General features: G+C 31.9%; 8 protein-coding genes. All 8 read left to right on the top strand.

What is annotated here, in order from left to right; all coding sequences use genetic code 11:
• Window position 1: 1 nt before the first annotated feature.
• The 8 genes from G507_RS0113005 (at window position 2) to G507_RS0113045 (ending at window position 13,554) form a co-directional block, all read left to right on the top strand.
• Window positions 2-2,440: an exopolysaccharide transport family protein gene (locus tag G507_RS0113005; protein WP_026717895.1), complete on the top strand. Its 2,439-nt coding sequence runs from the start codon at window positions 2-4 to the stop codon at window positions 2,438-2,440.
• On the top strand, window positions 2,441-3,424 hold the full coding sequence (locus tag G507_RS0113010) for an SDR family oxidoreductase (protein ID WP_026717896.1): 984 nt from the start codon (window positions 2,441-2,443) through the stop codon (window positions 3,422-3,424).
• 653 nt (window positions 3,425-4,077) lie between these two features.
• Entirely contained in the window at window positions 4,078-5,466 is a 1,389-nt protein-coding gene (locus tag G507_RS0113020) for a UDP-glucose 6-dehydrogenase (RefSeq protein WP_035666262.1), read from the top strand.
• A 269-nt stretch (window positions 5,467-5,735) separates the two neighbouring features.
• Window positions 5,736-7,037 (top strand): nucleotide sugar dehydrogenase, encoded by a 1,302-nt coding sequence (locus tag G507_RS0113025; protein WP_026717898.1) that lies wholly within the window; start codon window positions 5,736-5,738, stop codon window positions 7,035-7,037.
• 1,458 nt (window positions 7,038-8,495) lie between these two features.
• Window positions 8,496-9,542: a dTDP-glucose 4,6-dehydratase gene (gene rfbB, locus G507_RS0113030; protein WP_026717899.1), complete on the top strand. Its 1,047-nt coding sequence runs from the start codon at window positions 8,496-8,498 to the stop codon at window positions 9,540-9,542.
• A gap of 225 nt (window positions 9,543-9,767) precedes the next feature.
• A complete protein-coding gene (locus G507_RS0113035) occupies window positions 9,768-11,084 on the top strand; it encodes a lipopolysaccharide biosynthesis protein (RefSeq protein WP_245575623.1) in 1,317 nt (438 codons plus the stop codon).
• On the top strand, window positions 11,084-12,436 hold the full coding sequence (locus tag G507_RS0113040; RefSeq protein ID WP_026717901.1) for a Coenzyme F420 hydrogenase/dehydrogenase, beta subunit C-terminal domain: 1,353 nt from the start codon (window positions 11,084-11,086) through the stop codon (window positions 12,434-12,436). The genes G507_RS0113035 and G507_RS0113040 overlap by 1 nt, the downstream gene beginning before the upstream one ends.
• Window positions 12,433-13,554, top strand: coding sequence for a polysaccharide pyruvyl transferase family protein (locus G507_RS0113045; RefSeq protein ID WP_026717902.1), 1,122 nt, complete (start codon window positions 12,433-12,435; stop codon window positions 13,552-13,554). Before G507_RS0113040 ends, G507_RS0113045 begins: the two co-directional genes overlap by 4 nt.
• Window position 13,555 lies beyond the last annotated feature (1 nt).

A 13,555-nucleotide genomic window follows, 5' to 3' on the forward strand; every position in this document is an offset into this window, starting at 1 on the left:
CATGTTAGATATAAAAGATTTTAATATTTTAGAAACCCAAAACACCTTTGACTTCAAGGGTTTTTTGTCAAAGTTAATAAGCTATTGGAAGTGGTTTATCTTGTGTTTAATTTTAACGTTTACAGTTGCCTACCAAGTAAATATCCGTAAAGAAAAGATTTACGGAATGGAGACTTTAATAGTTGTCAAAGATGAAAACAACCAACTTTTTTCATCAAGCACAAGTTTGGTGTTTAATTGGGGCGGAACATCAGATAAAGTACAAACCGTAATTACTACATTAAAATCAAGATCACACAATGAGGTTGTTATTAAAGAGTTACAGTTTTATATAAATTACCTTAAACAGGGGGAGTTTAGTCTTCAAGATGCTTATGGAGAAACACCATTTAAAGTTATTATAGATGAAAATAAAGGACAAATTGCCAATCAATTACTTAAGATAAAGTTTTTAAATCAAAATCAAATTGAACTCTCAACCACTTTTGAGAACTCTATAGCTAATTTATATCATTATGCTGACAACACTAATAGCAGTACTAAAGTGCCTATTGGTGATTTTGTAAAAACGTTCAACATAAATGAAAAAATTGAACTGCCTTTTTTAAGTTTTAAAGTAACCCAAGATTTGATGAATCTTAACAATCTAAAGCAAGAATATTTCATTAAGTTTTCAGATTTTAATGGAACAGTTGCGGGGTATAGAAACGTAGATGTTGAAGCAGACATTAAAGGAGGTTCGATTATTAAAATTGCAAAAGCAGGAACAAATAAAGCTAGATTAGTTGATTTTCTTAACGCAACGGTTACTACTTTAAAAAGACGCCAATTAGAGAGTAAAAACCAATTTGCAACCAACACCATTAGGTTCATTGACAGCACACTGATTGATGTTGAAAAACAAATGAATCAAGCGGAAGGAGATCTTAAGGACTTTAGAAGAGATAAAAATGTATATATGCTTGAAGGCGGTGGAGAAGCATTAACATCAAAATTATCTGAGTATGATGTAGAAAAAGATATTGTCAATAGAAAAATTGCCTATTATAATTTACTAAAAAATTACCTAGAAAAAAACAACGATTATTCAAAATTACCAGCTCCTTCAGTAGCCGGAATTGAAGATCCAAATATTATAGGCAATGTGTCCAGATTAATTGAACTTTCTGCGGAGCGATCTGAATTAGCCTACTCGGTTAAAAATGACAAGATGTTTGCCGAATTCGATGTGCAAATGGAATCCGTTAAAAAGGTATTGCTAAATAATATTGCCAGTTCAAAAAGTGCCTTACAAATTGATTTGTCACTACTTTCGAGTAATATTAATACAGCAGAAAGCACTATTAGTCAATTACCCGATCAGCAGCAAGACCTAATAAAATTTACCCGAAAATTCAATCTTAAAGATAATATATATACTACATTCCTTGAGAAAAGAGCAGAGGCAAATATTATAAAAGCCTCTAATTTATCAGATGTTGATTTTATTGATCCAGCTAAAGATGTGGGCGATGGTTTAATTGGACCTAAAACAAGTGTGAACTATATTTTAGCCTTGTTACTCGGTTTAGGAATTCCTTTTATCGTGGTCTTTGTTAAAACGTTGTTGGACAATTCAATAAATACAACAGAAGACATTGAAAAACTAACAAAAATTCCAATAATTGGAGTTATCGGTAATAATAAGGACAATGGAAATTTAGCTGTTTTTGAAAAATCTAATTCTACATTATCAGAATCATTTAGAGGCATAAGGTCATCTCTTCAATTTATATATAAGAAACAAAAAATAGAAGGGCCTAAAATAGTAATGCTAACTTCATCAATTAGTGGAGAAGGAAAGACTTTTTGTACCATGAATTTGGCAACTGTTTTTGCGATGAGTAGTAAAAAAACAGTAATAGTTGGTTTAGATTTAAGAAAACCAAAACTATTTGATGATTTTAAAATAGATAATATTATTGGTTCAGTGAATTATTTAATTGGACAAAAAACATTAGATGAAATAATTCAGAAAACACATATTCCTAACCTTGATTTGATTACATCAGGACCAGTGCCTCCTAATCCAGCTGAGCTTATTATAAGTGAATCAATGAAAGAAATGATTGAAGAACTTAAACTAAAATATGATTATATAATTTTAGATACACCACCTGTTGGACTTGTAGCAGATGCACTTGAGTTAGCTCAATATTGTGATGCAACACTCTATGTAGTTCGCCAAGGAGTCACTAAGAAAGGGATGTTATCTGTTGTCAATGAAAAACACAAAAGAGGTGAATTGCATAATATAAGTATAATTCTTAATGATTTTCTTAACGAGTCAAAATATGGTTATGGGTATAACTATAAACATGGATATGGAGCTTATGGAGAGGATTACAAAGAATCAAAAAAGAAAAACAAATTCTTAAATTGGTTTAGAAAAAAACAATAAATGGAAATTTTAACAAACAAAAAAATACTTATTACAGGTGGAGCCGGATTTATAGGTTCTAATTTATGCGAGTACTTTTTAGCTAATAATAACAATGTTACTTGTCTAGATAATTTTGCGACAGGACATAGACACAATATTGAAAAATTCAAGGCAAATCCAAATTTCACTTTAATTGAAGGGGATATTAGGGATTTAGATACTTGTAAAAAAGCGGTAGAAGGGATAGATTATGTTCTGCATCAAGCGGCTTTGGGTAGTGTTCCACGTTCCCTTAAAGATCCAATTACTTCAAATGATGTGAATGTGTCTGGATTTTTAAACATGTTAGTGGCTGCTAGGGATGGAAATGTAAAACGTTTTGTTTACGCAGCAAGTTCTTCAACTTACGGAGACTCAAAAGGATTGCCGAAAGTAGAAGACGTTATTGGAAAACCATTATCTCCTTATGCTATTACTAAATATGTTAACGAATTATATGCTACAATTTTTAGTTCAACTTATGGATTAGAGACTATCGGATTGCGTTATTTTAATGTTTTTGGAAGAAACCAAGACCCAAATGGAGCTTATGCAGCCGTTATTCCTAAATTTGTATCGCAATTTATCAATCATGAAAGTCCAGTGATTAATGGAGACGGAATGTTTTCAAGAGACTTTACCTACATTGACAATGTGATTCAAATGAATGAAAAAGCTTTGTTAACTTCAAATCCAGAGGCTATAAATACAGTTTATAACACAGCTTTTGGGGATAGAACAACGCTAAATGATTTAATAAATTATCTAAAAGAGTTTTTATCAGAATTTGATGCAGAAATTGCAAATGTTGAGGTTATATATGGTCCAAATAGAGCAGGAGATATACCTCATTCATTAGCAAGCATAGATAAAGCAAAAGAATTATTAGGCTACAGTCCAAAGTATTCCATGAGAGAAGGGTTAAAAGAAGCAGTTGCTTGGTATTGGGAGAATTTGAAGTAATTTGTGGTTGATAGGTGATAGGTAATAGGTGATAGGTGAATGGGAGAAGAGGAGAAAAGGAGAAGAGGAGATTTTTACCGCAAAGACGCAAATTATGGGTAGTTATGTTTGAAGCAATTTGTGAGAATTAGGGTAATTCGTGGTGAAAAATTTCTGAAGTTGAACGTGTAAGCGAGACCCTTTCAGGGTGACAAAGAGGTAGGTTGAGAGTATTCGTAATTATTACTTAATAAGTACTTACGTTTAATGTGCTATCGAGACCTTTTGCAGGGTAACAAAGTGGTGGGCTGAGACGCTTAGTGTGAAATAAGATAATTTGTGGAAATTCGTGCAATTCGTGTCAAAAAAGTTCTGACCTTATTTACACGCCACACTTATGTAAACTATCCAAAAGCAAAGCGCCTAGACAATAAAAATAAAACTATATGACTTATATGTTTAAAAATAAAATCAGTGAATCAGTGGTAAAAAACCACAATATAATAAGCAGTTAAAACTTAAATAAACTATCCAAAAGCAAAGCGCCTAGAAAAAAAACAATTCTATGTGCCTATGTGTTTAAAAAAGAAAAAAAATCAGTAAATCAGCAGCAAAAAATCCTGCCCCTAATCCTGAAAAACAAACAAACAATATCAAAAATATAAAACAATAAAATGATTAAAAATATATGTTGCATCGGTGCAGGTTATGTTGGGGGACCAACAATGGCAATCATTGCACAAAAATGCCCCGGAATTAAAGTGACTGTAGTAGATTTAAACGAGAAGCGAATTGCCGATTGGAACGATCCTAACGTCGATAATATTCCTATTTACGAACCAGGATTAAGCGCAATTGTTGCAGAAGCTCGCGGAAGAAATTTATTTTTTTCAACAGAAGTGGACAAAGCTATTGACGAAGCTGAAATGATATTCATTTCGGTAAACACACCTACCAAAACGTATGGTGTTGGAAAAGGAATGGCAGCCGATTTAAAATATATTGAACTTTGTGCAAGACAAATTGCAAGAGTAGCAAAAACAGATAAAATTGTAGTAGAGAAATCAACTTTACCGGTTAGAACAGCTAGTGCTATAAAAAGCATATTAGACCATACAGGGAATGGGGTAAAATTTCAAATTTTATCAAATCCAGAGTTTTTAGCAGAAGGAACAGCTGTGGAAGATTTATTGGCTCCAGATAGAGTCCTAATCGGAGGAGACTCTAATGAAGACGGACAAAAAGCGATTCAATCTTTAGTCAATATTTATGCGAATTGGGTCCCAAAAGAACAAATTTTAACGACCAATGTTTGGTCATCCGAATTGTCAAAATTAACAGCCAATGCCTTTTTAGCCCAAAGAGTTTCTTCCATAAATGCCATGTCAGAATTATGCGAAAAAACAGGAGCAGATGTAAATGAAGTAGCGAGAGCTATTGGAATGGATAGTCGTATTGGATCAAAATTTCTAAAATCTTCTGTAGGTTTTGGAGGGTCATGCTTTCAAAAAGATATATTAAACCTGGTTTATATTGCAAAATCTTATGGTTTGAATGAAGTGGCCGATTATTGGGAACAAGTAATCATAATGAACGACCATCAAAAAAGAAGGTTTGCAAAAAACATTATTAAAACATTATACAATACCGTTTCTGGAAAAAAAATAGCTTTCTTAGGTTGGGCCTTTAAAAAAGACACAAACGATACTAGAGAATCAGCAGCTATTTATGTAGCGGATGATTTACTAGCCGAACAAGCTAATGTAGTAGTGTTTGATCCTAAAGTAAATGAAAATCAAATATATTATGATTTAAATTATTTGGAAAGCCGTGCTGAAGAAGAGAACAAAAAAGGATTAACGGTAAGTACGGATCCCTATGCTGCATGCAAAGATGCACACGCCATTGCCATCTTAACAGAATGGGATGAATTTAAAACATACGATTGGCAAAAAATATACAACCAAATGCAAAAGCCAGCTTTTGTCTTTGACGGAAGAAATTTATTAAACAAAAAAGAATTAGAACAAATTGGGTTTGTTTATCAGGCTATTGGGAGTTAGATTTATTTGCCCTTTTAACCGTCAGTTCGAGTGATTTTGACGGAACAAAGTGGAGTTGAAATTGTATCGAGAACCGTTCTTTTAAAAACGATGCATTACGTTTTTTAGAAGTTCTGATTAAAGAAATTTTAATATTCAATTGTTCTAAGTATCGTCAGTTCGAGTGATTCCGATCCAGTCGGAAATTGTATAGAAAACCCTTGTTGAAAAAATATATAGATAAGTCACCAATTTGTCTATCAAAAGTTGTAATAAAAAATAAAAATATAATGTCACAAAATCACAAAATCACCCCATCACCTCGTCTTGCCATCATTGGATTAGGATATGTTGGTTTACCGTTAGCAAGATTATTTGCAACAAAATTTCCGGTAGTAGGATTTGATATCAATCAAAAAAGAATTGACGAACTAAATGCAGGAAAAGACAATACCTTAGAGATTGAGGTAGATGTTTTACAAAAAGTATTAGTAAAATCTCCTTCTGATGCAAACGGATTGTTTTGTTCAGCAAATTTAGAAGATATCAAAGACTGCAATTACTACGTAGTTACGGTTCCAACACCGGTAGATAAAAACAATAGACCTGATTTAACACCTCTATATAAATCAAGTGAAACGGTTGGGAGAGTCCTTAAAAAAGGAGATATCGTTATTTACGAATCTACAGTATATCCTGGAGTTACAGAAGAAGAATGTGTGCCTGTTTTAGAACGCGTTAGTGGATTAAAATTTAATGTTGACTTTTTTGCGGGCTATTCACCAGAAAGGATTAACCCAGGGGACAAAGAACATACGGTTGAAAAAATACTAAAAGTAACAGCGGGTTCTACGCCAGAAATCGGAAAAAAAGTAGATGATTTATACAAAACGGTCATCACAGCCGGAACGCATTTAGCACCAACCATAAAAGTAGCCGAAGCAGCAAAAGTGATAGAAAATTCACAAAGAGATATCAACATCGCTTTCGTAAACGAACTAGCCAAAATATTCAATCTATTAGACATCAATACCCACGATGTTTTAGAAGCTGCTGGAACGAAATGGAATTTCTTACCGTTCAAACCAGGCTTAGTTGGCGGACATTGCATCGGAGTAGATCCGTACTATCTAGCCCAAAAAGCCCAAGAAAAAGGCTATCACCCAGAAATCATCCTAGCCGGAAGAAGACTAAACGACAGCATGGGAGAATATGTAGCGGCTCAAGTAGTAAAATGCATGATCAAAAAAGGAGTAACCGTAAACGGTGCTCAATTATTAATGCTAGGAATTACGTTCAAAGAAAATTGTCCGGATGTTAGAAATACAAAAATTGTAGACGTAATCGCTTCTTTAAAAGAATACGGTATCCAAGTTTCTATTTATGACCCATGGGCCAACCCAGCAGAAGTTAAACACGAATATAAAATTGAAAGCACTAAAGAAATTCCAAACCAAAAGTTTGATGCAGTAGTTTTAGGAGTTTCACACAAAGAGTTTTTACAACTAGACATTCCTAGCCTACAAAAAGAGAATAGTGTTCTATACGACGTAAAAGGTATCCTAGGCAACAACGTAGACGGCAAGTTGTAATTCATTTTAAATATAAAATTTAAAGCCTTGATTTTTTCAGGGCTTTTTTTTGAAACACATAGATGGATAGGATTTGTTTTGTGTTTAAGGCGCTACGCTTTTGGATAGTTTACATAAGTATGTCGTGTAAATAAGGTCAGAACTTTTTTGACACGAATGGCACGAATTTCCACAAATTATCTTATTTCACACTAAGCGTCTCAACCCACCACTTTGTCACCCTGCTTGTGCTGAATTTATTTCAGTGAAAGGGCCTAACTTACATATTAAACGTCAGTACTTATTAAGTATTAATTACGAATACTCTCAACCCACCACTTTGTCACCCTGTCAAGGGTCTAGCCTACACCCCCAACGTAAGAACCTACTTGCCACAAATTCCTTTAAACATAACTACCTATAATTTGCGAATTTGCGGTAAAACTTTTCTACCCCCAACCTTGTTATCCTGCCAAGGGCCTAACTTGCATATTAAACGTCAGTACTTATTAAGTATTAATTACGAATACTCTCAACCCACCATTTTGTCACCCTGCTTGTGCTGAATTTATTTCAGTGAAAGGGCCTAGCTTATACGTTCAACTTCAGAAATTTTTCACCACGAATTACCCGAATTTTCACAAATTCCTTTAAACATAACTACCTATAATTTGCGAATTTGCGGTAAAACTTTTCTACCCCCAACCTTGTCACCCTGAAAGGGTCTAGCTTGCATATTAAACGTCAGTACTTAGTTAGTATTAATTACGAATACTCTCAACCCACCACTTTGTCACCCTGCTTGTGCTGAATTTATTTCAGTGAAAGGGTCTGAATAGCACGTCATACGTCAGAATCCACAATTCATAAAATCAAAAAATCCCCATATTTACCCATAACCAACAACCAACTACCCCCAAACCTCTAATCTTACTTTTACTAAATTCATTTAAGTAAAAGAATTGAAGAAATGTCAATCAATTATGTATTGGTTCTAACGTTGATTATACAGACCAGACCCTTGACAGGGTGACAAAGTGGTGGGTTGTACGTTTTCGTTTTTGATTGAGTGTTGATGGTTACTAGTTATTTAAATTTTACTAACAAGTAGTTCTCTCCTCAGTTTTGTCACCCTGCTTGTGCTGAATTTATTTCAGTGAAAGGGCCTAACTTACATATTAAACGTCAGTACTTAGTTAGTATTAATTACGAATACTCTCAACCCACCACTTTGTCACCCTGCTTGTGCTGAATTTATTTCAGTGAAAGGGTCTAGCCTACACCCCCAACGTAAGAACCTACTTGCCACGGATCCCAAAGATTATCACGGATTAATCTAAATTCAACCTATAACCGACAACAGATAACTCACAACCAAAAACCCTTAACAACCCCTATTAATGTAAAAATAACCTTGATTAATAAAAATAAAGTTTATTTTTGCAATTAACGCTTGTTTAAAATACTAATTTCAAAGAAATGAAAAACATACTTATCACTGGTGGAGCTGGTTTTATTGGTTCACACGTTGTAAGAAGATTTGTAAATCAATATCCAAATTACCATGTGTTTAATTTAGATGCTTTGACTTATGCTGGAAATCTAGAAAACATCAAAGACATTGAAAACAAACCCAATTACACATTTGTAAAAGGAGATATTTTAGACGAAGCCTTTTTAGAAGAGTTATTTGCTAAATACCAATTTGAAGGCGTTTTACACTTAGCCGCAGAATCCCACGTCGATAGATCAATCACAGACCCACTAGCCTTTGTAAAAACAAATGTTATTGGAACCATGAATTTATTAAACGTAGCCAAAAAACAGTGGAAGGACGATTTTGTAGGCAAACGTTTTTACCACATATCAACCGATGAGGTTTACGGTTCTTTAGGAGCAACAGGTCTGTTTACAGAAACTACGGCTTATGATCCAAATTCACCTTACTCAGCCTCCAAAGCGGCTTCCGACCATTTTGTTAGAGCTTACGGAGAAACCTATGGTTTACCTTATGTAATTACCAATTGTTCTAACAATTATGGACCCAATCATTTCCCAGAAAAGTTAATTCCTTTATTCATACATAACATCATAGAGAAAAAACCGTTACCCGTTTATGGCGATGGAAAATATACCCGCGATTGGTTATTCGTAGAAGACCATGCTGTAGCTATTGATTTAGTGTTTCATGAAGGAAAAAACCATGAAACCTATAACATTGGTGGTTTTAACGAATGGCAAAACATAGATTTAGTAAAACTATTGTGCCAACAAATGGATGCTAAATTAGGTAGAGCAGTTGGTGAGTCTGAAAAGTTAATTTCGTATGTAAAAGACAGACCAGGACACGATTTGCGTTACGCCATAGATGCCTCAAAAATAAACAAAGAATTAGGTTGGAAACCATCCGTAACTTTCGAACAAGGCTTAGAAAAAACCATAGATTGGTATTTGTCGAATGAAGAATGGTTGAAAAACGTTACTTCGGGTGATTATCAAAAGTATTATAAGGAACAGTATAAGTAATTTATTAAGATATAAGAATTAATGTCAAGTTCAAAAAAAATTGCAAAAAACACACTTTTCCTTTATATAAGAATGTTCTTTACAATGGGGGTTTCCTTGTATACTTCTAGGATAATTCTTGAAACATTAGGAGTAAATGATTTTGGTATTTATAGTTTAGTAGGAGGTATAGTATCGATGTTTGGCTTTTTTAATGGAGCTATGGTAAGTTCTACACAACGGTTTTTGTCTTTTGATATTGGAAAAAATGATTATATACAAATAAAAAAAACGTTTAATGCAACACTTAATATTCATATTGCGATAGCAATTTTGGTTTTAATATTGGCAGAAACTATTGGTCTATGGTTTGTGAATTACAAATTGAATATAGCTAGTGAGAGGGTTGAAGCTGCGAATTGGGTATATCAGTTTTCGATTTTAACATTTTTAATTGGAGTTATTCAAGTGCCTTATGATGCTTTAATTATAGCAAGAGAAAGAATGAATGTTTATGCTTACATGAGTATAATAGAAGCAGTATTGAAATTACTTATAGTTTACCTACTTTTAGTTGTTGATTTTGATCACTTAATTTTGTATTCGTTTTTATACTTTTTAGTCACTTTTATAGTTAGACTAGCTCATAAAATATATTGTAAAACTTATTTTAAAGAAAGTAAATATTTGTTTTATTACGACAAAAAATTATATATAGAATTATTAAATTATTCCGGATGGAATTTATTTGGTAACATTGCATCAATAGCTAAAGGACAAGGTATTAATGTTCTTTTAAATATGTTTTTTGGAACTGTTTTAAATGCCACTTATGGCATTGCTCTCCAAGTGCAAGCTGCTGTAAGTTTGTTTGTTACAAATTTTCAAATGGCAGTAAACCCACAGATAATTAAAAAATACGCTGTCGGAGATGTGCAGCAATGTAAAAACTTAATTTATCAAAGCTCAAAATTTTCTTATTTATTAATGTTTATAATTATAATGCCAATTTTATTTAATATTGATTTTATATTAAATTTTTGGTTAAAAATACCTCCTAATTATACTTCTCTCTTTGTGAATCTTTGTCTTGTTAATTTATTAATTGATTGTTTATCAGGTCCCATAATGACAGGTATTCAAGCTACGGGTAATATAAAATGGTATCAAATTGTTGTAGGAAGTTTGCTTTTTTTAAACCTTCCCGTTAGTTATTTAATTTTAAAATATCATGAAGAGCCTGTTGTGGTTTACTATGTTAGTATTTCTATTTCTATAATATCTTTATTTTTTAGAATATATTTTATTAGTAAAAGTTTATCCTTATCTATAAGAGATTTTTTTTTAAAAGTGATAGTAAAAATAGTATTAGTAACAATAATAACAATATTGTTATTCTTAATTATAGAACCATATTTTACTTTTTTTAATCAATGGGTTTTGTTTTTGTCCAAGTCATTTGTGTTATTAGTTATTACTATTGTCAGTACTTTTTTATTAGGTATTGATGGTAAAGAACGTAACTATCTAAAAGAAATTATTTTAAAAAAAATAAAGAAATAATGAGTAAAAAACACAATATATTAGACATTGTGAATGCTGATTTATGCACAGGTTGTGGAATTTGCATATCGGAATCTTCAGGTAAACTTAAAATGGACTGGAATGATCATGGTTTTTTAACACCAAAACCAATTGGCCATTTAAATGATAGTGATAGTGATGCAGTAAAAGTTTGCCCTTTTAATCCTCAACCAGAAGAAAATGTTAAGGATGAAGATAATTTAGCTACAATTTTCTTAAATAAAAGTAAACATTTAGATGAAAAGATAGGTAGATATGAAAATATTTATGTTGGCTATTCAGATAAATTTCGATCTTCCTCTTCATCTGGTGGTTTAGCCACTTATATTTTTGAGCAATTGCTTGAGCAAAATATTGTCCAGAATTTATTTATAGTTAAGGAGGTAAATGGAACGTACGAATATCAATGGTTTAGCGACTTTAAACAAATTAAACTAATCTCCAAAACTAGGTATCTTCCTGTAACAATGGAAAATTTATTTAAAGAAATTGATAGTAAAGAAGGTAAAGTTGCAGTTTCTGGAGTTGCTTGTTTTATAAAAGCAATACGATTAAAACAATATTATCATCCTCATTACAAAGTAAAAATACCTTTCTTAGTGGGGATTATTTGTGGTGGTTTAAAAAGTAAATTTTTTACTGATTATTTAGCACAAAAGGCAGGCATTACTTCTAGTTATCGCAAACAAGATTACAGAATTAAAGACCCTAATTCAACTGCACCTGATTATTCTTTTGGGGCTTTTAATGATGAAAAAGAGCTTAAGAAAGTTAGAATGGTTGAAGTTGGAGATATGTGGGGGTCAGGTCTTTTTAAATCAAATGCTTGTGATTTTTGTGATGACGTTACTACAGAATTAGCAGATATTTCATTAGGTGATGCATGGTTAAACCCATACGCTCAAGAAGGATTAGGAAATAGTGTAATTGTAACAAGATCAACTAGTGCAGATAATTTAATAAAAAACGGGATTTCTAAAGGAGATTTAAGTATTGGAGAATTATCATTAAATTTATTTAAGCAGTCGCAGTTAAGTAGCTTTTACCATAGACAAGACGCTTTAAAATACAGGGTCGACAATATAAGAAAACATAAAAAGATTATACCATCAGTGCGCTCTAAGTTTTTTACAAGTATTCCAATATATTTTAAAATTGTACAAAAACATAGAATGATAGTTAGAAAAAAGAGCCTCTCTACGTGGAAATTAACACGTAATAAGACAGCTTTTGATAATTTAATGAAACCTTTTAAGACTAAGTTGCAAAAACACACACTTCTTTATCATAAGATAAGAAAAATAAAAAATATCTTAAATAAATTAAAATGAAAAAAATTGCCATATTAACACAACCTCTTCATAATAATTATGGAGGTATTTTACAAAATTTCGCTTTACAAACATATTTAAAAAGTATAGGTTTTGAGCCAGTAACTGTTAATATTATAAATAAACAAATAAAATATTCAAAATTAAGATTAGCCTTAAGTATATGTAAAAGGTTAATAAAATCATACTTAGGTGATAAAAACATACTGTTTATAAATGTGGAAAGACAAGTTAAATTTTTAAACACTCCTGGATTTTATCAAAAAAGATTTATTAAAGAAAATATTAATTATGTAACGGTTAAGCAAAAGTTAACTGAAGAGTTTGATGACAAGAATGATTTTTATGCTTATATTGTAGGTAGTGATCAGATTTGGAGACCCCGTTACTCACCTTTTCTGCCAAACTATTATTTAGATTTTGTAAATAATGAAAAAAAAGTAAAAGTTGCTTACTCAGCATCATTCGGGGTAGATGATTGGGAAACAGATGAAAAAGTAACACCATTTATAGCTGAACGAGCAAAATTGTTTGATGCTATATCTGTGCGAGAAGAGTCAGCAATTAATTTGTGTAATGATTATTTAGGAGTTAATGTAATGCAAACACTAGACCCTACAATGTTATTAGATTCTCATAAATACAAAGAACTTATTAAAGACAAAGTTGATAAATTGGATAAAAATTTATTATGCATTTATGTTCTAGATTTAAATAAAGACAAAGAAGCAATTGTAGAGGATATCTCTGCAATTAAGCAGCTTAAAAGAAATGTTGTAGGGAAGCCTAGTAAAAAAGGTTTTCCGTCAATTGAAAGTTGGATTAATGGTTTTTATGAAGCAGATTTTATAGTAACAGATTCTTTCCATGGTGTTGTCTTTTCAATTTTATTTAATAAGCAGTTTGTTTGTATTGGCAACAAAGGTAGAGGTTTAACAAGGTTTAACTCGATCTTGAGCAAATTTAAACTTTCACATAAACTTGTCATTTCTCATTCTGATTTTTTGAAAAGGAAAAATGAAATTTTGAAAAATATTGAATATGATATAGTAAATGAGATGTTAAAAGAAGAAAGAGAAACTTCAGAGAGATTTATAAAAAACGCTTTAATTCAATAAA

Origin of the sequence: Flavobacterium gelidilacus DSM 15343 (assembly GCF_000422685.1) — a bacterium.
GTDB classification, from domain to species: domain Bacteria; phylum Bacteroidota; class Bacteroidia; order Flavobacteriales; family Flavobacteriaceae; genus Flavobacterium; species Flavobacterium gelidilacus.

What these genes read in the sequence shown, in the direction of transcription:
- G507_RS0113005 (WP_026717895.1), top strand. Translation starts at nt 2, where the DNA reads ATGTTAGATATAAAAGATTTTAATATTTTAGAAACCCAAAACACCTTT.
- G507_RS0113010 (WP_026717896.1), top strand. Translation starts at nt 2,441, where the DNA reads ATGGAAATTTTAACAAACAAAAAAATACTTATTACAGGTGGAGCCGGA.
- G507_RS0113020 (WP_035666262.1), top strand. Translation starts at nt 4,078, where the DNA reads ATGATTAAAAATATATGTTGCATCGGTGCAGGTTATGTTGGGGGACCA.
- G507_RS0113025 (WP_026717898.1), top strand. Translation starts at nt 5,736, where the DNA reads ATGTCACAAAATCACAAAATCACCCCATCACCTCGTCTTGCCATCATT.
- rfbB (WP_026717899.1), top strand. Translation starts at nt 8,496, where the DNA reads ATGAAAAACATACTTATCACTGGTGGAGCTGGTTTTATTGGTTCACAC.
- G507_RS0113040 (WP_026717901.1), top strand. Translation starts at nt 11,084, where the DNA reads ATGAGTAAAAAACACAATATATTAGACATTGTGAATGCTGATTTATGC.
- G507_RS0113045 (WP_026717902.1), top strand. Translation starts at nt 12,433, where the DNA reads ATGAAAAAAATTGCCATATTAACACAACCTCTTCATAATAATTATGGA.